General features: G+C 47.7%; 15 protein-coding genes. 11 read left to right on the forward strand and 4 right to left on the reverse strand.

Annotated features, from left to right (window positions below; translation table 11 throughout):
• Nucleotides 1–91 precede the first annotated feature (91 nt).
• The 9 genes from H3V12_RS01525 to H3V12_RS01565 all read left to right on the forward strand — a co-directional run bounded on the left by H3V12_RS01525 (nucleotide 92) and on the right by H3V12_RS01565 (nucleotide 13,402).
• The gene (locus H3V12_RS01525; protein ID WP_075914219.1) at nucleotides 92–1,012 is read left to right on the forward strand and encodes a D-alanine--D-alanine ligase; all 921 of its coding nucleotides are present in this window, start codon (nucleotides 92–94) and stop codon (nucleotides 1,010–1,012) included.
• On the forward strand, nucleotides 979–1,908 hold the full coding sequence (locus H3V12_RS01530) for a cell division protein FtsQ/DivIB (protein WP_198212309.1): 930 nt from the start codon (nucleotides 979–981) through the stop codon (nucleotides 1,906–1,908). Before H3V12_RS01525 ends, H3V12_RS01530 begins: the two co-directional genes overlap by 34 nt.
• Entirely contained in the window at nucleotides 1,905–3,203 is a 1,299-nt protein-coding gene (ftsA, locus tag H3V12_RS01535) for a cell division protein FtsA (RefSeq protein WP_198212311.1), read from the forward strand. The genes H3V12_RS01530 and ftsA overlap by 4 nt, the downstream gene beginning before the upstream one ends.
• A 71-nt stretch (nucleotides 3,204–3,274) precedes the next feature.
• Nucleotides 3,275–5,059, forward strand: coding sequence for a cell division protein FtsZ (gene ftsZ / locus H3V12_RS01540; protein ID WP_075868694.1), 1,785 nt, complete (start codon nucleotides 3,275–3,277; stop codon nucleotides 5,057–5,059).
• 782 nt (nucleotides 5,060–5,841) lie between these two features.
• Complete coding sequence (lpxC, locus tag H3V12_RS01545; protein WP_198212313.1) at nucleotides 5,842–6,735, forward strand: UDP-3-O-acyl-N-acetylglucosamine deacetylase; 894 nt, start codon at nucleotides 5,842–5,844, stop codon at nucleotides 6,733–6,735.
• Between the two features lie 247 nt (nucleotides 6,736–6,982).
• Nucleotides 6,983–7,852, forward strand: a complete 870-nt coding sequence (locus H3V12_RS01550) for an outer membrane protein assembly factor BamD (protein WP_246785054.1) — start codon at nucleotides 6,983–6,985, stop codon at nucleotides 7,850–7,852.
• A gap of 6 nt (nucleotides 7,853–7,858) precedes the next feature.
• Nucleotides 7,859–9,526, forward strand: coding sequence for a DNA repair protein RecN (gene recN, locus H3V12_RS01555; RefSeq protein WP_198212317.1), 1,668 nt, complete (start codon nucleotides 7,859–7,861; stop codon nucleotides 9,524–9,526).
• A gap of 794 nt (nucleotides 9,527–10,320) precedes the next feature.
• A complete protein-coding gene (gene ligA / locus H3V12_RS01560; protein WP_198213724.1) occupies nucleotides 10,321–12,480 on the forward strand; it encodes an NAD-dependent DNA ligase LigA in 2,160 nt (719 codons plus the stop codon).
• A complete protein-coding gene (locus H3V12_RS01565; RefSeq protein WP_198212319.1) occupies nucleotides 12,473–13,402 on the forward strand; it encodes a DMT family transporter in 930 nt (309 codons plus the stop codon). Before ligA ends, H3V12_RS01565 begins: the two co-directional genes overlap by 8 nt.
• A gap of 467 nt (nucleotides 13,403–13,869) precedes the next feature.
• On the opposite strand, the gene H3V12_RS01570 is transcribed toward H3V12_RS01565, so the two are convergent.
• From H3V12_RS01570 to H3V12_RS01580, 3 genes are all read right to left on the reverse strand, one after another.
• Nucleotides 13,870–15,696 carry an aminopeptidase P family protein gene (locus H3V12_RS01570; RefSeq protein WP_198212321.1) on the reverse strand — a complete coding sequence of 609 codons (1,827 nt, stop codon included), beginning with the start codon at nucleotides 15,694–15,696 and terminating at the stop codon, nucleotides 13,870–13,872.
• A gap of 133 nt (nucleotides 15,697–15,829) precedes the next feature.
• Complete coding sequence (locus H3V12_RS01575) at nucleotides 15,830–16,699, reverse strand: 50S ribosomal protein L11 methyltransferase (RefSeq protein ID WP_198213726.1); 870 nt, start codon at nucleotides 16,697–16,699, stop codon at nucleotides 15,830–15,832.
• A 17-nt stretch (nucleotides 16,700–16,716) separates the two neighbouring features.
• Complete coding sequence (locus tag H3V12_RS01580) at nucleotides 16,717–17,322, reverse strand: SCO family protein (protein WP_198212323.1); 606 nt, start codon at nucleotides 17,320–17,322, stop codon at nucleotides 16,717–16,719.
• Nucleotides 17,323–17,535: 213 nt separating this feature from the next.
• Between H3V12_RS01580 and H3V12_RS01585 the strand changes: the two genes are divergently transcribed.
• Together H3V12_RS01585 and H3V12_RS01590 are read left to right on the forward strand one after the other, a co-directional pair.
• On the forward strand, nucleotides 17,536–18,177 hold the full coding sequence (locus tag H3V12_RS01585; RefSeq protein WP_198212325.1) for a DapH/DapD/GlmU-related protein: 642 nt from the start codon (nucleotides 17,536–17,538) through the stop codon (nucleotides 18,175–18,177).
• 107 nt (nucleotides 18,178–18,284) lie between these two features.
• Nucleotides 18,285–20,000 (forward strand): thiamine pyrophosphate-dependent enzyme, encoded by a 1,716-nt coding sequence (locus H3V12_RS01590; protein WP_198212327.1) that lies wholly within the window; start codon nucleotides 18,285–18,287, stop codon nucleotides 19,998–20,000.
• A 113-nt stretch (nucleotides 20,001–20,113) separates the two neighbouring features.
• Here the strand turns inward: H3V12_RS01590 and H3V12_RS01595 are convergent, their stop codons facing one another.
• Nucleotides 20,114–22,594 (reverse strand): UvrD-helicase domain-containing protein, encoded by a 2,481-nt coding sequence (locus H3V12_RS01595; RefSeq protein ID WP_198213728.1) that lies wholly within the window; start codon nucleotides 22,592–22,594, stop codon nucleotides 20,114–20,116.
• Nucleotides 22,595–22,642: the final 48 nt, after the last annotated feature.

A 22,642-nucleotide genomic window follows, 5' to 3' on the forward strand; every position in this document is an offset into this window, starting at 1 on the left:
TCGCAAGGATGATTTGGAATTCAAAACGATCAATTGTATCGGTTTGATGCAAGGGGACTAAATATAGTAGTTGCTGAGGGAGCTTTTGAGCATGGCAAGCAAGCACGTTGCCGTATTGATGGGTGGTTTTTCTTCTGAAAGGCCGATCAGTTTGTCCTCCGGCGCAGCCTGTGCGGAAGCTCTCGAAAGTGTCGGTTATAAAGTCACCAAAGTGGATGTCGGGCGTGATGTTGCTTCGAAACTGGCCGAAATAAAACCTGATGTCGCGTTCAATGCTTTGCACGGAATTTTCGGTGAAGATGGGCGCATTCAGGGCATATTGGAATTTTTGCAAATTCCCTACACCCATTCGGGTGTTCTGGCATCTGCTCTTGCTATGGATAAAGGGCGGGCAAAAATTGTTGCCTCGGCAAATGGTGTCTCGGTGGCACCATCGCGTGTCATGAACCGTTTTGAAATTGGCAAAACTCATCCGATCGAACCACCTTATGTCATTAAGCCTGTCTATGAAGGGTCAAGCTTCGGCGTTGTTATTGTCAAAGCCGGTCAGAATACACCGCCCGCAGAAATAACCGGTTCATCCTGGCATTATGGTGATGATGTTATTGTTGAAAAATACGTTGCCGGACGTGAGCTTACATGCACGGTTTTGGGTGACAAAGCACTGGATGTCTGCGAAATTGTGCCGGATAAAGAATTCCAGTTCTATGATTTTCAATCAAAATACAAACCGGGTGGGTCAAAACACGTTTGTCCTGCATCACTTTCACCAAATATTTACCAAAATGTGCAAAGGATGTCGGTAGCGGCACATCAAGCATTAGGGTGCAAGGGTGTTAGCCGTTCGGATTTTCGTTATGACGAGGAAAAGGGTGAGTTGGTCTGGTTGGAAATCAATACGCAGCCCGGAATGACACCGACATCACTTGTTCCCGATATGGCGAAAGTTTCAGGTCTTTCATTTGGTGACCTCGTAAAATGGATGGTGGAGGACGCGTCGTGTATGCGTTGAACAGTCAGAACGGAGATGGTTTTTCGACACCTGTCATGTCGAATTTGCCCCGCCTCTACAGGCGGTTGCGGCGTACTGTCTCGCAACTCGTTTTGGCCGATATCGAGCTGCCACACCATTTTGGCACGTTTGCAGCAGTTCTTTTTTTAGGAGCAACGGCTCTCTATGGTATTTCAGCCGGTGGTCACATCGATGAGGTGGTGAAAGCGACTACCTCGACATTCGGTTTTGCAGTTGAAGATGTGGAAATTGCCGGCAATAACAGAATGTCGGAACTTGACGTTCTTTCGGCACTTGGACTTGACGGCGAAACGTCGATGATAGGTTTTGATGCTGTCGAAGCGCGTAAAGTTTTAAGCGAATTGCCGTGGGTGCAATCGGTTGATGTGCAAAAAATATATCCCGATCGCGTACGTGTTTCGCTTGTTGAACGCCAGCCATACGCGGTCTGGCAACATGGCGATGACCTTGACATTATCGATAATGACGGCAGAGTTATCGTTCCTTTCAAGCCCGGTCTTGCTGGTGATTTACCTCTTGTTGTCGGTATCGGTGCCGATAAAAAGGCTTCCGGCTTTGTGCATGAATTGGCTGCTTTTCCTGAAATTCAGGAACATGTTCGGGCTTATATACGTGTTGGCGACCGGCGTTGGGATGTACTTCTTGATAATGGTGTTCGTATCAAATTGCCGGAAGCCAATGCTATGGCGAGACTTGCCGATGCAGTCAAAGCAGATAAGGAACAAGGGCTTTTTTCACGTGATGTGCTGAGTGTTGATTTACGGCTTCCTGATCGTATTACCGTTGCGCTGTCGGACGAGGCAGTGGAACGACGCAATAACGTTGTTAAGGAAGAAGAGCGTCGCTTGAAGGCGCAGAAGGCAGGTCACGCATGAATTTGCTTGGTTCAGGCCATAACGGATTGCGCAAGGCACGCCTGTTGACGGTGCTTGATATGGGCTCAAGCAAGGTTGTTTGTGTCATTGCCCGTTTGCGCCCGTTCGATCATATGCAATATCTGCCTGGCCGCACGCATCATATTGAAATATTGGGGTTCGGCGTGCAGCGCTCTCGTGGAATAAAGTCCGGCGTCGTCATGGATATGGCAGCAGCCGAACAATCTGTTCGCTTGGCAGTTGATGCGGCCGAAAAAATGGCTGGTCTCATTGTTGATTCACTGATCGTCAATTTTTCGTCTGCCCGCTTGAGAAGCGTTATCGTTCATGGTGAATATGATGTAAGCGGACGTGAAGTTTCTTTGCGTGACGTCCGCTCGGTTTTGGCGAGTGCCTCGCAAAAGGCTTTCGAGCTTGATCGTCATATCGTTCATTCAATACCTCTTAATTATTCGCTGGATAGTGAAAAAGGCATTTCCGACCCTGTCGGAATGACCGGCAATTTGCTTGGCGTAGACGTTCATGTTCTAACCGCAGAAACTGTACCGTTGCGAAACCTGGAAGCCTGCATCAATCGTGCCCACATCAGTGTTGAAGCAATGGTTGCAACACCATTTGCCAGTGGCCTTGCAGTTCTGGTCGATGATGAAGCGCGTTTGGGCGCTGCATGCATTGATATCGGTGGTGGCACCACAACATTTTCTGTTTTTTCGGATAATCGTTTTGTTCATGCCGATGCTATTCCTGTTGGCGGCAATCATGTAACGCTTGATATTGCCCGCGGTTTTTCAATGCCTCTTGAAGATGCCGAAAGGCTCAAGGTTATGCACGGGTCGACACTTCCCGGAGGCGTCGATGACCGCCATATGATCAGTATTTCGCCGATTGCCGACGAGCGTAGTGAAATGCAATATCCGCGCGCTGTGCTTACCCGGATTATTCAGGCACGGGTTGAAGAAATTCTTGAAATGGTGCGTGACCGTTTGAACCGCTCGGGCTTCGGTCATGTCATTGGAAAGCGTATCGTGTTGACTGGCGGCGGGAGCCAGTTAACTGGTTTGCCGGAAACGGCGAGAAAAATATTGGGACGCAATGTGCGGGTCGGCCGTCCACTCGGAGTATCGGGGCTGCCGACTTTGGCAAAAGGATCTGCTTTCTCGGCAGTCGTCGGTTTGATGATCTATCCGCAGACAGCAAGTTTCGAGGAAAAAATTGTCCATACGATCGGTCAACTCAAGACTGGTACGGGGGGACGGTTTCAACGCGTAGGCCAATGGCTGCGCGAGAGTTTTTGAGTTGTTGAGTTATGTTTTTAAAATTCTACCGCTAAGGGCTTTGCGGTGTACTTATTGAGAAGGAAAAGACAATGACAATCAATCTGCACGGGCCAGATATTACAGAATTGAAGCCACGCATCACTGTTTTTGGCGTCGGTGGTGGCGGCGGTAATGCAGTCAACAACATGATCAATGCCGGATTACAAGGCGTTGATTTTGTTGTCGCCAACACAGATGCGCAAGCGCTTACCATGTCAAAGGCTGATCGTGTGATCCAGCTTGGTGCAGCGGTCACCGAAGGTCTGGGCGCCGGTGCACTTCCGGAAGTCGGTCAGGCGGCTGCCGAAGAATGTCTCGACGAGATTGTCGATCATCTTGGTAATTCGCATATGGTCTTCATCACCTGTGGTATGGGGGGTGGCACCGGAACCGGTGCAGCACCAGTGGTAGCCCGTGCAGCAAGAGAAAAAGGCATTCTGACAGTTGGTGTCGTGACCAAGCCCTTCCAATTTGAAGGTGCCCGTCGCATGAAAACTGCCGAAGCAGGCATTGAGGAATTGCAAAAATGTGTTGATACATTGATTGTTATTCCAAACCAGAACCTGTTCCGCATTGCAAATGAACAGACAACTTTTGCCGATGCGTTCATGATGGCCGATCAGGTGCTTTATTCGGGCGTTGCTTCGATCACCGATCTGATGATCAAAGAAGGCCTTATCAATCTTGATTTTGCCGACGTACGTTCGGTCATGCATGAAATGGGTCGTGCAATGATGGGAACCGGTGAAGCTTCCGGTGAAAATCGTGCACTTGCTGCTGCGGAAGCGGCCATTGCCAATCCGCTGCTTGACGAAACATCAATGCGAGGTGCACGCGGCTTGTTGATTTCGATTACAGGTGGTCGCGATCTTACGTTGTTCGAGGTTGACCAGGCTGCAAACCGCATCCGCGAAGAAGTCGATGCTGATGCCAATGTTATTTTTGGTGCCATTGACGACGAGTCGCTTGAAGGTGTCATCCGCGTTTCGGTTGTTGCAACCGGCATTGATCGCGCGAACGTAGAAGGCGCCGATACCGACGGACAAGGAAGCCAAATTGCAAGTCCGGTTCGTAAACTCGAAAATTCGGCTGCTCCGCAAAATGGTCCTAAGGCACAGTTGTCTGGCGCCAAGGCCCAGCCGATGGTCGAAGTTATGGAAGCTCTCGAATTGGAAATGAATAGACCGGTTGAAGAACCGTTCCGTCCGCAAAGCGAAATTTTCAAAACGCCGATGTCGAATGGCAATGCTATTCCGCAGCGCGCCAACCCGCAAATCCAGGCTTCGTCTACAGTGCATGCACAACCGCAGCAAATGCCGCAAACACCGCGTATGCAGCAGGCTCCGCGCATGGCACAGCCGCAAGCATCTGCTGCTCCGGTTAACATGGAAGCAACAGCCCGCGTACTCGACGAAATGACGGAAGTGCCGTCAATGCGTGAAAAACAACCGGCACCGCAATCGCGTCCTGCACCTGTCAGGATGCCGGAATTGCGTGATTTTCCGTCGGTTGCCCGCGAAAAAGCCAATGCGGCAGCACATCGTCAACCGGCCCAGCAGGGACCACGCAGCCTCTGGCAGAAACTGACACAGAGCCTTATCCATCGTGACGAGGAACCGACTGCACGGTTGGAACCTCAACGCAAGCAAAATCGTGAGCCGGTCTTGCCCGCACAGGAAAATCGCCGTCAGCTTTCATCTGACGCTGCAGTTTATGCACCGCGCCGTCAGCAGGCGGCTGAACCGCAGATGCGCCCTCAGACGCAACAACGGCAACCTGTCAGTGAAGAAGAACAGTTGGAAATTCCGGCTTTTCTGCGCCGTCAGGCAAACTGAATAAATGGTAATAATAATTCGGCTTTCCGGAATGGAAAGCCGATATAATAAAAAGCCCCAATAACCTTCTCAAAATTACCGCTGTTTTTTTAAACAGCGGTTTTTTTTGCGTTTTATAAATTTTCCCTAATTTTTCTTTGGCAATTCGGGTTTTAAATGGGCTTGTCATGAACGATTGCTGATTTTATGGCAAGCACGCTCGGGAACAGGTTTTTGAAAACATAGTGATAGAGACAGCGGAAATTCGACCGACCATCAGTCAATGCATTACCTCTTCGGGAGGTTAATTCATGAAGCTATTCATTGTATCGCGTGGCCACGTTTTTGCTTTTTATCGATTTTCGGGTTCGATAACTTGCCGAATGTATAGAAGAGTTTGGAAAGAGGCTCTGTCGTTGCATAATCGCTCATTCCAATAAAATAACAATGAAAGCTTGAAATGGCTAAAGTCGCGCATGCGTTGTGACTACCTTTAATTAATAAACGCAGAAAGAATTTGTTTAACTTGAAGTCAAATCGAGAAAGAGAGGTTGGAATTTTTCTCATTTCAAATTGGTGAAATGCACGCCGATGCGAAAGTGGATTTTCGGATTTTGAACCTGCAAGGAACTGCGGTTCAAAATAGACAGGTTAAAAGATATCCGATGTACAAATTCCGGTAAATCGAAAGGCGGTTTTTGCGTTGAATGAAGAGAAAAGAAATTCAATGTCGAAGATTGTTGCCAATAGTGCTATGTGAAAGAAAGTTTCGATAAGCCTCACAAAGGGAAAATCTTTCAACTATGGTTGGCAAACATAAGAATTCTCATCTTGATCCCCATTACCAGTCGACTTTGGCGAAGTCTGTTACGTTAAGCGGACACGGTGTACATAGCGGGCTTGCCTCGACTGTGACAATCCATCCGGCAGAAGTCGGCGAGGGGATCGTGTTTATAAGATCGACCCCGACAGGTGACAAAAAGAATTTCCGTGCTATCTCGGCAGAAACCGGAGCAACCGAGCGTTCCACGAGCTTGGGAACAGGCGCGGTGCGTGTTGAAACGATCGAACATTTGATGGCTGCAATCAGCGCCTATAATCTTGATAACCTTCATATTGAAGTATCACAGAACGAACTACCCATTCTCGACGGGGGATCATGGAGTTACTGTGAAGCTTTTGACAAGGCAGGCGTCGTCAACCAGAAGGCCAAGCGCAAATTTATTGTCATAAAAAAACCTGTACGAGTCGAATCAGCGACCGGTTTTGCCGAAATCGAGCCGTTTGAAGGTAGACGTTTTGATGTTTCGATCGAATTTCCAACGCCGATAATCGGAAAGAGTACCTTCGTTTTTGATTGCGAGCCGGAAAAGTTCAAGGAAGCGATTTCAAAAGCTCGTACATTCGGCTTTCTCAAAGATGTGGAAACTTTATGGGCTGCCGGTATGGCGCTCGGTTCATCCCTGGAAAATTCAATTGTTATTGATGCAGATGACAAGGTAATAAACCCCGGCGGAACCTATTATGAAAACGAATTTGTTCGCCATAAATTGTTGGATGCCATTGGTGATACAGCATTGACAGGTTCACCTTTTATAGGTCTTTTCCGTTCTTTTCGTGGCGGACATTCGTTGAATGCAAAGCTCGTAAAAGCGTTGCTTCACGATCCTTCCGCATTCGAGACCAAAGAATTTTGATGGAAATTGACTTCCAATACTTTAGTTTTCAGGGAATTGCCATAATTCAGTCTATAACGAATGATTGACCGATTGAGTAAAAATCGGCTAATCCAATGTTAATGTTATAGGTTGATAATAGCTGGTTATAACCTCCCATGACTTCTATTCGGGCAAGGACATGGTCCCGGTGTTGTCTTTTGGGTTTTGATAAACAAGGGAATGCCGGAAGGCCGGAGAGAGCATGACGAAGTTGAATTCGTATATTATGGATGCTGAAAGCAAAAAATCCACTATCGTACGTAAAGTCCTGATCGGGCTGATGCTTGGCAGCGTTTGCCTGACAGCCGGTTGTTCGAAGAAAGATAAAGATGTCGATTTGACATCCTATGTTGAAAAGATCGATCCGCCGGATGTTCTTTACAATCAGGCTTTGGCCAACCTTGATGCAGGTCGTTTGAGCGAAGCTGCAAAAAAATTCGATGCAGTTGATCGCCAACATCCTTATACCGAATGGGCTCGTAAAGCTCTGGTCATGGGTGCTTTCACCAATTACCGCAAAGGCAACTATGATGAAGCGGTCAATATGGCCAAGCGCTATATTGCCCTCTATCCGACATCCGAAGAAGCCGCATATGCCTATTATATCATCGGCCTTTCCTATTTCAGACAGATTCCCGATATTACGCGCGACCAGAAAGACACAAAGCGCGCAATTGCCGCTATGCAGGAAGTTGTCGACCGCTATCCAAATTCGGAATATGTCGATGATGCCAAGACCAAGATACGTTTCGGCCGCGAACAGCTTGCCGGTAAAGAAATGCAGATTGGCCGCTATTATCAGGAGCGTAAGCAATATCTTTCGGCTATCAAGCGTTACCGCACCGTTGTCGAAGAATATTCGAATACAAACCAGATCGAGGAAGCGCTCTATCGTTTGACAGAAGCAAACTATGCTTTGGGTTTAACATCGGAAGCGCAAACGGCTGCTGCCGTTCTTGGACAAAACTATCCGGAAAGCAAATGGTATAAGGATGCCTTCAACCTGCTGCAAAAGGGTGGTGTCGCTCCTCAGGAAAACAAAGGATCGTGGATATCCCGCGCTTTGAATAAAACCGGTCTGAAAAAAGGCTCTTGACCCTAGATGCTTGTACAGCTTTCGATCCGCGACATCGTTCTGATCGAAAGGCTCGATATCAACTTTGAAACGGGCCTGTCGGTACTCACTGGTGAAACCGGTGCCGGCAAGTCTATTCTGCTTGATTCGCTTTCTCTTGCACTCGGGGGGCGGGGTGATGCTTCCCTTGTGCGCCATGGTGCAGAAAGCGGGCAGGTAACGGCTGTTTTTGATGTGCCGATTGACCACCCTGCCAGAAAACTTATCAAAGAAAATGGCCTTGATGACGAAGGTGATATTATCCTGCGCCGCATCCAGTCTTCGGATGGTCGTTCGCGTGTGTTCATTAACGATCAGGCGGCAAGCGTTGCTCTGATGCGTGACGTTGGCCATGAGCTTGTTGAAATCCATGGGCAGCATGCCGATCGTGCGCTTGTCGATATTGCCTCCCATCGCGATCTTCTTGATGCCTATGGACGTGTAGACGATGACCTTAAAGCGGTGAGAGAACGTTATCACCATTGGCATGATCTCGAAACAACGTTGAAGAAACATCGCGAAAAAGTCGCAGAAGCTTTGCGCGAGGCGGACTATTTGCGCTCGTCTGTTGAAGAACTGGATAAGCTTGCCCCCGAGGCCGGGGAAGAAGAAAGCTTGGCAATCCGGCGTACCGATATGATGAAAGCCGAAAAAATTGCAGGCGACATCAATGAGGCCGGAGATATGTTGAACGGCGCGCAATCACCAGTTCCGGTTTTGGCAAATCTCGTTCGGCGGCTTGAAAGGAAAATTCCCGAAGCAGAGGAACTTGTCAAACCAATCGTGGATTCAATCGATAATGCGCTTGAAGCTTTGGGCCTTGCACAGGATAGCGTTGATGCAGCCATGAGCGCTCTCGATTTTGACCCGCAAGAATTAAGCAATGTCGAAGAACGGTTGTTTGCTTTGCGTGCCGCCGCACGTAAATATAATGTTCCCGCCGACAATCTGTCGGAGTTGCGCGACAAGATGGATCAGGATTTGAAAGATCTTGATGAGAGCGAGGAAACCGTCGGAAAACTTGAAAAAGAAGTTGCTGCAGCCCTTGCCGATTATGACAAGGCGGCCGGACGGCTTTCGCAAAAACGGCATGAACGGGCAGAAGAATTGACAAAAGCCGTCATGGCCGAATTGCCGGCTCTCAAGCTTGAACGTGCGGAATTTATCGTCAATATTGAGAGCAACACAGATGAACGTACGCCCGAAGGAATAGACAGGGTTGAATATTGGGTGCGCACAAATCCCGGAACAAGAGCAGGTCCGATGATGAAGGTGGCCTCGGGCGGTGAATTGTCGCGTTTTCTTTTGGCTTTGAAAGTGGCTCTTGCCGATCGGGGGTCTGCTCCGACACTGGTCTTTGATGAAATTGATACCGGGGTCGGCGGTGCAGTTGCCGACGCTATCGGGCAGAGGCTGTCCAGACTTGCCAAAGGTGTACAAGTGCTTTCTGTAACTCACGCGCCACAAGTGGCTGCCCGTGCCGACAGCCATTTCCTGATATCCAAATCCGAACATGGGGATGGTGACCGCCTGATTACGCGTGTCCATAAACTCGACATGGATGAACGCGCCGAGGAAATTGCACGCATGCTTGCAGGCGAACATATTACCGATGAAGCCCGCGCCGCGGCATTGAAACTGCTTAATGCAAAATAGAAAACACCAAATTTAAGTAGCGGCGTAAAAGCTCAACGATTTCAAAGTCTGTTGTTCGGCAATTCGTTTAATCAATCGAAGTCAAGCGGCTGGCTAATTCATCAAGCGGCTGGCTATATGATTTTGAAAAAAGGTGGATCATTCGCATCAGAAAAGCCGGAATGTGTTATAATAGTGCCGCATAATCTCGCAGCAAATCTTGAAGACATAGCTGACTAAAGCCAATAATACGGCCAAGTGAATCCGGAAACAATCAGAAACAAGGAAAGCTCGACCTGCATATTTTTTTGACTGATAGTTTTGTTTCCTTGTCGGATATTCTGGGCACCGTGTTCATCATTCTTTTTAATATTCGGCAATAAAAACAACAACGACTGACCTCTGTTCCAACGGAATTCTATTTTTATCAAAAGTCCGGACATTATGCCGAAGTCGGTAGGATTTGATTTATCTATGGAAAAAGTTCCAGAAAGTCGATTTTGCGAAGTTTTACGTGTCTGTTATTTTGCTGGAGGTATGGTCTTCGAGAAATGCGATGTATTTTCTCATCAAACCGACAGAAAGCAACGAGTTCGATTTTTCCGTCAAGTTGTTCTTGGCTTCAGCGGAATGTCAATAAATTGATAAGATAAAAGTGTGGCACCAATGGTTGGCAGTGGTTCTTTGGTGTTTTATCAGCTAAACATATGGTCACTTGTTAAAAATGAGCCATATTCAATGTTTGTTTTCATGGAATGAAAAACGGATAACGATCATATTGTCAGGCTCATTTTTAAGAATTCTGGAAACCGATGATGCAAGATATTTCAGTTGATGATCTCACGCCCGAACAGGCAAAACAGGAATTGGAACGGCTGGCAAAAGAAATTGCCCACCATGACTATCTCTATAATACGAAAGATCAGCCGGAAATATCGGATGGCGAATATGATGCGCTCCGCCGGCGAAACAATGCCATTGAACAGCGTTTTCCGGAATTGATCAGGCCGGATTCGCCTTCCCGCAAAGTTGGCGCAAAGGTTTCCGAAAAATTTGAAAAAGTGCGTCATCGCATCCCGATGCTTTCGCTTGATAATGCGTTTTCCGATCAGGATGTTTACGATTTTGTTGACCGCATCCGGCGTTTTCTGCGGCTGAAAGATGATGACGAGCTTGATATCAGCGCCGAGCCGAAGATTGACGGCTTGTCGCTGTCTTTACGATATGAAAATGGAAAACTCGTAACAGCAGCTACCCGCGGTGACGGAACGGTGGGTGAAAATGTCACCGCAAATGCACTGACAATTTCCGATATTCCACATGTTTTGAAAGGAAATTATCCTGAACTTATCGAAGTGAGGGGCGAGTGCTATATGGCGCACGCCGATTTTCAGGCCTTGAACGAGCGCCATGACGCTGAAAACAAGCAGGTTTTTGCCAATCCCAGAAATGCTGCTGCAGGCTCCTTGCGCCAGCTTGATGCCAGCATTACCGCGCGGCGTAAACTCAAATATTTCGCATATGCCTGGGGCGAGGTCAGCCGCATGCCGGCCGATACGCAATTGGGTATGATGGATGTTTTCCGTTCTTACGGCTTTACAGTTAATCCTTTAACGAAGCTCTTTCATTCGGCCGACGGATTGCTCAAACATTTTCATGCAATTGAAGAACAGCGCGCTGATCTTGATTATGATATTGATGGCGTTGTCTATAAGGTCAATGACCTTGCGCTCCAGCAGCGGCTCGGCTTTATCTCGCGTTCTCCACGATGGGCAATTGCCCATAAATTTCCGGCCGAACGTGCTATGACTATTCTAAGAGCAATCGATATTCAGGTGGGGCGCACAGGTGCCTTGACACCGGTTGCCCGTCTTGAACCGATTACGGTTGGTGGCGTGGTCATTACCAATGCCACACTTCATAATGAAGACTATATCAAAGGCATTGGCAATAAAGGGGAAACCATTCGTGACGGCAAGGATATTCGCGTTGGTGATACAGTTGTCGTCCAACGCGCCGGTGACGTTATTCCGCAAATTGTCGACATTGTCGAAGAGCGCCGCCCGAAGACGGCCGAGCCTTTTGTTTTTCCCCATATTTGTCCGGCTTGTGGAAGCCATGCAGTGCGGGAAGAGGGGGAAGCGGTTCGCCGCTGCACGGGGGGCCTCATTTGTCCGGCGCAAGCAATGGAACGTATCCGCCATTTTGTTTCGCGCAATGCCTTTGACATCGAAGGGCTTGGTGAGAAACAGGTAGAATTTTTCTTCAATGCCAAAGACGAGAATTTGGCAATCCGCAGCCCCGTTGACATATTTACTCTCGAGAGACGCCAGAAGGGAGCTTTGAGCAAGCTCGAAAATATTGAAGGCTTCGGGCGCACATCGGTTCATAAACTTTATGATGCAATCAATGCACGCAGGCAAATACCGTTAAGCCGGTTTTTATTTGCGCTCGGCATTCGCCATGTTGGCGAAGTCAATGCAAGAAGACTTGCGCGGGCGTACAAAAACTATAATGCTTTCAAAAAGGTTGCTTTGGCGGCACGTTATCCTGAAGAAAATAGCGGCGAAAGCGGAAATGATGCATGGAACGAGCTCACCAATATTGAAGGCATAGGTTTTATTGTTGCCGAAGCTGTTGTCGATTTTTATGGTGAGGAACATAACCGCAATATTTTGCAAGCCTTACTTGCCGAGGTAACACCTTTGGATGAAGTCTTGCCGGTTACCGATGGGTCGCCCGTACAGGGAAAAACAATTGTGTTTACCGGTTCGCTCGAGCGCATGTCTCGTGACGAAGCAAAGGCAATGGCAGAAAGATTGGGGGCAAAAACTGCAGCATCTGTCTCGAAAAAAACAGATCTTGTAGTGGCTGGCCCCGGAGCGGGTTCAAAATTGACGAAAGCACAGGAGTTGGGAGTGCAAATTATTGATGAAGATCAGTGGTTCAAACTGATTGGTGAGGAAAATGCGTAAAGCGGCACCACCAGAATTTCACGCAAAAATCGCGCCATCGACAGAGCCACGTTATATTTTAGGCATCTGCCTTGCACTGGCTGCAACGGTTATTTTTGCCTGTCAGGATGCCATGACCAAAACGCTGGTTCACAACTATCCGGCGACTTTTATTGTTATGGTTCGCTATTGGGTCTTTTTCCTTGCCGGCGTTTATATGGCCAAAACGGCAAGTGGCGGCCTTATCGCCAATATCAAAAGCAAGCGCCCGATTGTCCAGTGTTTGCGTGGTTTGTTGCTTCTTCTGGAACTCATTGCCATTGCCTTGGCTTTTCGTGTCATGGGACTTGCCGAAGCGACATCCATTTTCCAGTCCTATCCGCTTTTCGGTACGGTCATAGCGGTATTTCTATTGAAGGAAAAAGTTGGCTGGAGAAGAGTGAGTGCGCTGGTTATCGGTTTTATCGGTATCCTGATTATGCTGCGACCGGGAAGCAGCGTATTGTCTGTCGGCGCAATCTGGGCACTCGTTGCAGCATTATTTTTCGCCCTTTACATGGCTTTGACCCGCCTTGTTGGCGGTATTGACAAGACACAAACCTCTTTTTTCTATGTCGGGCTTGTCGGCCTTGTGGTTATGAATCTTGGACTTCCGTTTTTCTGGGTTCATATGGATAGCCACTATGTATGGATACTCGTGGCTTTATGCTTTACCTCTGTTGTAGGGCATTTTTTGATGATCAAAGCATTGAGCCTTGTACCTCTTACTGTGGTTCAGCCATTCAACTATTTGCAGCTCGTCTGGTCGGTTATCATCGGTTATATCGTCTTTGGTGATATGCCTGACCTGCTTACGCTTGTTGGTGCTGCTCTCGTGGTAGGAAGCGGTTTGTTTGTCTTCTTCCGCGAACAGGTAAAGGCCGCAAAAATCGTCGTGAAGTAGCGCTAACGAAGCCTCATGCACTCGAAAGCTTGTCTCCTCGCGTCGAATTATGAACCGGACTGGCGGCTATAAGGCAAAAACGAGCCGCAATTTCGGGATATTCATCGCTCTATATTCCACCTTTATCGTCTGCGCTCTGCTGACTGCCGCATTGGAGCCTTTGCCACGTCGGATTGGTGAAAGCGTTCAATTCTCTTGCAAGGATATAGCGATTTATACCCGTACTCAAAATCATTTATGATATGTGGTTTAGATTTACGTTCGTTGGCGCCGCTTTTGCGAGGAGGCCAAGCGTTTTGCCTCACTCGTTCTTGCGTTTTGGTCTTGTAAGCATAGCCCGTCTCTGAAGACGACCTTTAGTCTTCAAAGGCTGCGTTAGTTGCTGAAAGGTTATCGTGCAGTGACAAGTGACCAAACTTGCGGAATGAAAAACGCGAAAGATTTTTCTTTCGCGTTTTGTCTCAGATTCAAAGAGGCTGCGTTGCTGACTCAAGCCATTTGAGATCAACCTCATCAAGATGCGGTGCATTTTCTTTCATGACACGGGCATGATAGGCGTTTAGCCACTCGCGTTCTTCATTCGTCAGCATATCAACGGCAATAAGGTTACGGTCGATCGGGCAGAGAGTGAGCGTCTCGAAACCGAGCATATCAATATCGCCACCCTTGACCGGTTTGGCCGGTTTGACAACAAGCAGGTTTTCGATGCGGATGCCGAATGCACCTTCGCGATAATAGCCCGGTTCGTTGGAAACAATCATTCCAGGTAAAAGTTCTTGCCCACCGCGTTTTGAAATGGTTTGCGGGCCCTCGTGAACAGCAAGATAGGAGCCGACGCCGTGACCCGTGCCATGGGCAAAATCCAGTCCGGCTTTCCACAAAGCGATGCGCGCCAGAACATCAAGGTCCTGCCCGCGTGTGCCTTTCGGAAAACGTGCCGAAGAAAGGTCGATCATACCTTTGAGAACGAGTGTGAAACACTGTTTTTCTTCGTGACTTACGTGGCCGATTGCAACGGTGCGGGTGACATCGGTTGTACCATCACGATATTGCGCACCGGAATCAACGAGATAAAGCTCGCCTTCGTTAAGAGGCCGATTGGTTGCTGTGTTAACGCGATAATGGATAATAGCACCATCGCTACCACTTCCCGAAATCGTATCAAATGACAGATCTTCAAGTTTTGACCCCATCTTCAAGGCGGTGTCTGCGCGAAAACTCTCAAGTTTCGTGGCTGCCGAAATCTCGTCCACTGTGGCGGGTTTTTGCCGTGAAAGCCACGAGAAAAAGCGACAGAGTGCCACACCGTCGCGCGCATGGGCCTGACGGCTTCCTTTAAGTTCCGCCTCGTTCTTGATTGCGCGCGGCAAACGTGCCGGATCGCGCAAATCCTTAATTATACCGCCATGATCGGCAATCACCTGACGCAACTTCTCGGCCGAAAGTTGCCCATCAAGTGAAAAACAGGATTTTTTGCCAGCCTCTTTGATAACTTCCGGTATCAAAGCGGAAGGTTCGAAAATGTCGACATAATGGGCAAGATATTTCTTTTCATTTTCGCCAAGCTTGCGCTGGTCGATAAATAATGACGGCCGGCCTTTTGCCCGAAGAATAGCAAAAGACAAGGAAAAAGGTGTATTGGAAACGTCATTGCCGCGAATATTGAAAACCCATGCAATCGACGAGGGGTCTGTCAATAGAACGAGATCGCACCCGTCTTTTTTCAAGCTCTCTGCCATCAATTCAAGCTTTTTATCGGCAGGAACACCAGCATAGTCGAGGGGCTGGATCGTGACCGGCGTCAGCGGCGGTTCCGGTTGGTCATGCCAGATGAGATCGACGAGATTTTTTTCCGTACCGACAAGTTTGCCATGAGCTTTGTCCTCGACAGCTTGCTTCAGGGCCTTGACGCCATCGACAGTATGAAGCCATGGATCAAAACCGATATTCAAACCTTTGGTGTTTTGTTCAAGCCAAAGCGAAGGCGGGCAGGAAATGAGATCGGCATAAGTGAATATTTTTCCGTCTGTCTGGTTGCGCACCTGCAAAGTGTAACGCCCGTCAACGAAAATAACTGCTTTATCTTTCAAAATCAGTGCAACGCCGGCCGAGCCGGTAAAACCTGTGAGCCATTGCAGCCGCTGCGCGTGGGGAGGCACATATTCCCCCTGATGCTCGTCCGCCCTTGGCACCAGATAGCCATCAAGCCCGAGTTTTTCCATTTCCTTGCGTAACGCCGCAACACGAGCCTTTGCGTTATCGGGATTTGTTGCAATTTCAAATGATTGAAACATAAAATCGCCTCTGATTGTCTAGTCGGTGAAAGAATTATGATCGCTATGATCGGGCAATTCGATCACCTGTTATTTTTGTGAAATGGCCAAATGTCCGATTGTTTATTGGCCACCAATTTTTTTTGATCGTCACCTATTTTAAATGAATGGCAACCCAGCCTTCATGATGCAAGGTTTTGATGTATTTCGCGCCTTCCGCCTCGAAGGCCTTGACCACGCGGTCATGCTGCTCTTCCAAAATGCCTGAAAGCACAATGGAACCACCTTTTTTAAGCGCAGGAACCATTTGTGGCGCAAGTTCAATCAGGGGATTGGCGAGAATATTTGCAACAATGAGATCAAAGGGTGAGCGCTTTTTAATCTCTTCATCATCAAGGCCGGTAGCCGTAATGGCTGTTATTGTTTTGGCGACACCGTTTAAAGCAAAATTTTCTTTCGCAACTTTGATCGCAATCGGGTCAATATCGGTTGCCAAAATTCTGATCGGTTTGATCAAAGCAATACCGATTGCCAGAATTCCGCTCCCCGTTCCAAGATCAAGTGCATTTTGCGGTTTTTCATGTTCCATAACGTCGGCGATAAGTTCAAGGCAGCCGACTGTCGTTCCATGGTGGCCGGTGCCAAAAGCCTGACCGGCATCGATTTCGATTGCGAGATCACCCGGTTTCACCTTGTCTCGGTCATGGCTGCCATGAACGAAGAAACGTCCCGCGCGAACAGGATTAAGTCCTTCAAGACTATGGCTTACCCAGTCAATATCCGGAAGTATTTCTATTTCTATCTTGTTTTCATTGACGCCCAAAACTTGCGCAAAGCGGGGAAGTACCGAATTCTTTTCAGCTTCATCCACATAGAGCGAAACTTCATAGATTCCATTGGCCTCGTCTATTTCGGTTATCGCAAGGGGAAAGGCATCATCCTCGAAGGCGTGATCGAGAAGTTCATATTGTTTTTCGGCTTCGCGTTTCGGCGATTTATAATGTAGGCGGATCTGTCCCAAAATTTTTGTCCTTATGTCTTTTATTGTTTTGCCAGACTCTTGAGACGCTCTATAGCAATCTGGTCTTTCAATTCATTTCTGTTTTCTTCCACGCTATAAGGGATTACGCCGGCAAATTGGCCGCCTTTCTTGGTGAGAAGAATTGCCGCTGTGTGGTCGTAGGTATAATCGCCATTCTCACCGGGTACTTTTTCAGCCGCAATATTGAAAGATGATACCAGTTCGTGGACTTTTGCGGGATCACCACTTATGCCAACAACTTTGTCGGTAAAATTCGATAAATAATCGTGAAGAACTTCCGGAGTATCCCGCTCGGGATCCACCGTGATAAACCAGATATTGATGTTATCCGCGTCCGGTCCCAATTCTTTTATCCAGTTGGTCATACTCATCAACGTTGTCGGGCAAATATCCGGACACATTGTGTAACCGAAAAATATCGCTGACGGCTTTTCGCGAAGTTCAACCTGCGTAACGGTTTTTCCATTGGAATCGGTAAGGCTGAAATCCTCACCGAGTGGCGGACTGACGAAGGTTTGCCAACCAAATATGAATGCCATAAAAACCGCAACCAATAAAACAATGTAAAAAACACTTGAAACAGTCTTTTTACCTTCACTCGTCATTGCGAAAATCCCTTGAATTTGATTGGACCGCCAAAAAAGCCACTGGTGTGACCCCTGAGGATGATATTTTAAAATATATCGGTATGAAAACGATACTGCAATGAAAAGCGGAATTTAAATTATAATTGTCGGAAAGCTTCGGTCAGATAGTCGGGATTGCACTTCTCCTAACCGCGTTTTATGGTAATTCATCATTCAATATATCGGATTATCATGAGCATATCGCCAACAGACCAACGCTTTCAGGATAGTGCGCCGCGCATCCATTCAACAGCCAAACTCCACGGTTGTAAACTTGGACGTTTTTCTGAAATCGGTGAACGGGTTCTCTTACGTGATGTAACGGTTGGAGATTTCAGCTATTTCGAACGCAATGGTGAAGCAATATATACCGATGTCGGCCGTTTTTGTTCTATTGCTTCGAATGTCCGGCTCAATGCCCTTGAACATCCGATGGAGCGGGTAAGCATGCATAAGATGACTTACCGGCCGAATGAATATTTTCGTTTCATGACACTCGACAGCGCTTTTCGCGAGCGGAGACATAATAAACGGGTAACCGTGGGCCATGATGTCTGGATCGGGCATGGAGCCGTTGTCATGCCGGGGATTACCATCGGTCATGGCGCGGTGATTGGTGCTAATGCTGTTGTAACCAAAGATGTCATTCCTTACGAGATTGTCGGCGGCGTTCCGGCCAAGCGAATAAGAATGAGATTTCCCGACTACATTATTCAGGCGCTTCTTGACCTTTGCTGGTGGAATTGGCCGCTGAACACACTTTATGAAGCAATACCCGATATGCAACAACTCTCGGCTGAAGAATTTATCGCAAAGTGGAAAAAGCTTGTCTGAGAGTAGAAAAATCATCAAAGACACGCGATAACACGAATTTTATTTTCAATTTCTCGTTGTTTCTTTCAATAGTTATTTTGTACTTCAATTTTGAAAGGAAATTGAAAATGTCTTCTAAACGTGTTGGCGAGATTATCGTAGAGACACTGCAAAAAGCCGGTGTGAAACATTGTTACGGCATTGTCGGTGATACACTTAACTATATCACCGATGCGATATATCGCTCGAAAATCGAGTGGGTCCATACACGCCACGAAGAAGCTGCTGCTTTGGCAGCAGGAGGAGAAGCTTATTTGACTGGCGAATTGAGTGCATGCGCAGGCTCTTGCGGGCCGGGGAGCTTGCATCTTATCAACGGAATTTATGAATCAAATCGCAATCGCGCTCCGGTTGTGGCCATAGCAAGCCAGCTTTCGACCGAAGTTATCGGCAGTGAATGGCCGCAGGAAGTCGATTTTCCCGCACTCTATTCACATTGCTCGGTATTTTGCGAGCAAATTTTAAATCCGGAGGAAGCCCAACGCATAACGGTTGAAGCTTGTCAGGCAGCGCTGACGAAAAGGGGTGTTGCTGTCATTGTTCTGCCGGTTAATGTTTCCATGCAAACGGTAAGCCATATCACGCAATATAGCGTTCATCGGCCAAATCCGGTTATTCGCCCTTGCGATAGCGAACTTGAACAAGTTGCATCCCATTTGAACAAGGGCAAAAAAGTTGCAATCTATGTCGGTTCGGGTGTCAAAGGTGCTCATGATGAGGTGGTCGCTCTTGCGGCAAAGTTGAAAGCACCAATTGGGCATTCATCAAAATCGAAAGATTTCATCGAATATGACAACCCGTATAATATGGGAATGAATGGCATGTTGGGTGGAAAACCCGGTTTTGACATGGTTGAGCATTGCGATACTCTACTTTTGCTTGGTACCGATTTCGCTTATACGCAATTTTATCCTGATAAAGCGACGATTATTCAGGTGGATGAGGATGGAACCCATCTGGGGCGCCGTCATCCCGTCAATATGGGGTTGATCGGGGATGTCAAATCGACAGCGGCAGCACTTTTGAAATATGTTGACGAAAAGACAGATACCGCTTTTCTCGACCAGTGTCTGAAAACCAAAGCCGAGGCAGAAAAAGCCGAAGCGAAGGAAACCTCTGTTTCAAAATCGATCATTCATCCGCAATATCTCGTTTCGCTTATCAATCAATATGCCGATGATGATGCGCTGGTTACAGGCGACTGCGGTTCGCCAATGGTCTGGTTGCTCCGCCATTTTAAAACAAATGGCAAGAGAAGAACCCTTGCCAGTCTTTCCCATGGAACTATGGCAAATGCTTTGCCGCAGGCTATCGGCTTCAAAAAAGCCTATAAAGATAGACAAGTTATCTCGCTTTCGGGCGATGGTGGCCTTGCCATGTTGATGGGCGAACTTTTGACCGTTGTTCAGGAAAAGGTTGACATCAAGATTGTGGTTTTCAACAATTCTTCACTCAACTTTGTTGAACTTGAACAAAAGGTTGAAGGACTGGTCGACCATTATACCGATTTGCAAAATCCGGATTTTGCAAAACTTGCCGAATCGATTGGCATAAAAGGCTGGAAAGTTGATGAGCCGGAAGAACTTGAAAGCGCTGTCAAAGCCTTTTTGAGTGCCAAAGGTCCGGCACTCCTTGATGTCAAAACCAGCGGATATGAACTGGTTATGCCACCAAAAGTAACGGCCGGTGAAGTTTCCGGAATGGCACTTTATGGTACCAAGGCGATTATGCAGGGACGTGTGAAAGATGTAACCGATCTGCTTATTCACAATTTCATCAAATAATCGCTTCAACGATTTGATAAAATAAAAGGCAGAAAATTGATTTATTTTCTGCCTTTTTTAAACTTTAGGGAAGCAGCGATAAAACCGGATGATAGCCGGTGGACAAAAGATGCTCAGACTTTTTTGACAAAACTGTCGAGCACGCGCTTTTCGCCTGCTTTGTCAAAAGCGATGGTGAGTTTGTTTCCGTCAATCGCTGCGACATTGCCATTTCCGAATTTGATATGAAAAACCCTGTCACCCACGCTGAATTCGGACGGTTTGTCGGAAACCGATTTGGCGACAAGCTCGCCTTCGATAGTCTTTGAACGTGCTGCCCGTCCTGCACCATAGCCGGAATCGACTTCCCCATAACCGATGCGTTCAACATTGGCGCCCGAACGGTTACCCCAATTGGTGCGGGTAGCATCGGTTGCATTCTTTTTGGCTCTTTGCCAGCCAGGTGTTGAATAATTGTTCTGGAACGGCTCATGACGGTCAAAGCGCGATTGCCCGTAACCGCCATAGGATGTTTCAACTTCTGCAACTTCAACATGTTCATTGGGCAGTTCGTCAAGGAAACGGGATGGTATCGTCGTTTGCCATAACCCGTGAATGCGCCGGTTCGAGACAAACCAGATATGCAGATTTTCCTTTGCACGGGTAAGGCCTACATAAGCGAGGCGCCGCTCTTCTTCGAGCCCCGCGCGCCCGCCTTCATCAAGTGAACGTTGATGGGGAAACAGTCCTTCTTCCCAGCCGGGCAAAAATACGGTGTTGAATTCCAGTCCTTTGGCCGAATGCAGTGTCATGATGTTGACCGCATCCATATCTTCGTTCTTTTCTGTATCCATGACCAAAGAGACATGTTCGAGAAAACTTCTCAAACTTTCAAAATCTTCCATGGAATGGATAAGCTCTTTCAGGTTTTCAAGGCGCCCCGGAGCTTCGGCAGAACGATCGGCCTGCCACATGGCAGTATAGCCCGATTCATCCAGAATAGTTTCCGCAAGCTCCGTATGAGGGGTATTATCAAGCATATTCTGCCAGCGGCGGAAATCTTCTACAAGCTTTCTTAATGAGCTTCTGGGCTTCGGTTTCAGTTCATCGGTTTCTACCATTTCCTGAGAGGCTTTGAGCATAGGCTCGTTGCGGGCTCTGGCTGTATCATGGATTTGACGAACAGTTGCTTCGCCAAGGCCGCGTTTGGGCGTGTTGATAATACGCTCGAATGCAAGATCATCCGAGGGTTGTGCAACAACACGGAAATAGGCAAGTGCATCGCGAATTTCCTGCCGCTCATAAAAACGCGGGCCACCGATGACGCGGTAATTAAGCCCTAACGTGACAAACCGGTCTTCAAACTCACGCATCTGGAATGATGCGCGAACAAGAATGGCAATGTCATTCAAAGCAAGGCCTTGATGTTGTAATTGTTCGATTTCCTCGCCAATAGCACGCGCTTCTTCTTCCGAATCCCACGCGGCATGGACTTTGACTTTCTGATCATTTTCCGTTTTGTTATCGGTAAAAAGCGTTTTTCCCAACCGGCCTTCATTATGGGCAATGAGATAGGATGCAGCCCCCAGAATATGCGAAGTCGAGCGGTAATTGCGTTCAAGACGGATGACAGTTGCACCGGGAAAATCTTTTTCAAAACGCAAAATATTATCAATTTCTGCGCCGCGCCAACCGTAAATGGATTGGTCGTCATCTCCGACACAACAAAGATTGACGGTTTGTCCGACAGGGCGTTGTGCCAATAGTCTCAACCATAAATATTGTGCAGTATTGGTATCCTGATATTCGTCGACCAGAATATAGCGGAATTTTTTATGATATTCGCGCAAAACATCAGCGTTTTTCTGAAAAATATGGATGGGATGCATCAACAAATCGCCGAAATCACACGCATTCAGCGTTTGCAAACGTTCCTGATAGGCGCGGTAAAGCTCGCGTCCTTTGCCGTTGCCGAATGAGCGGGCATCACCTTCCGGTATCTGGTCAGGCGCAAGGCCATGGTTTTTCCAACCATCAATCATATTGGCAAAAGTACGAGCCGGCCACCTTTTGTCGTCAAGCCCTTCAGCCTGAATGAGCTGTTTGATAAGCCTTATCACATCGTCTGTATCAAGAATGGTGAAATTGCTGTTGAGGCCGACAAGCTCCGCGTGACGACGAAGAATTTTTACCCCGATCGAGTGGAACGTGCCAAGCCACGGCATACCTTCAACCGCTCCGCCAACCAGTTCTCCAATACGGTTTTTCATTTCACGTGCGGCTTTATTGGTGAATGTCACCGCCAGAATCTGGCTTGGATAAGCAAGACCAAGCCGTAAAATATGGGCAATGCGTGTGGTCAGAACCCGCGTCTTTCCGGTGCCAGCACCAGCCAGAACCAGAACCGGACCTTCTGTCGTTGTTACGGCAAGGCGCTGCTCGGGATTGAGCTTTTTAAGATAGTCGGCGTCAGCATCGGCATTTCGACGCGCAGCCATAGCGCGTGCAGCCAAACTGCCATCACCATTATGAGCTTCATCGCGCACAGAAGATTGCGGCGTTGGCTTTTTCGGCTCGTCATCAAAAAACGGTATATCGTCAGGAAAATCGGTCATCATCACCAATCTAATGGTTCGAGATATTTTCTGCTAGGCCAGAATATA

The sequence above is a fragment of the Bartonella sp. W8167 genome (assembly GCF_016100335.1).
GTDB lineage: Bacteria > Pseudomonadota > Alphaproteobacteria > Rhizobiales > Rhizobiaceae > Bartonella > Bartonella apis.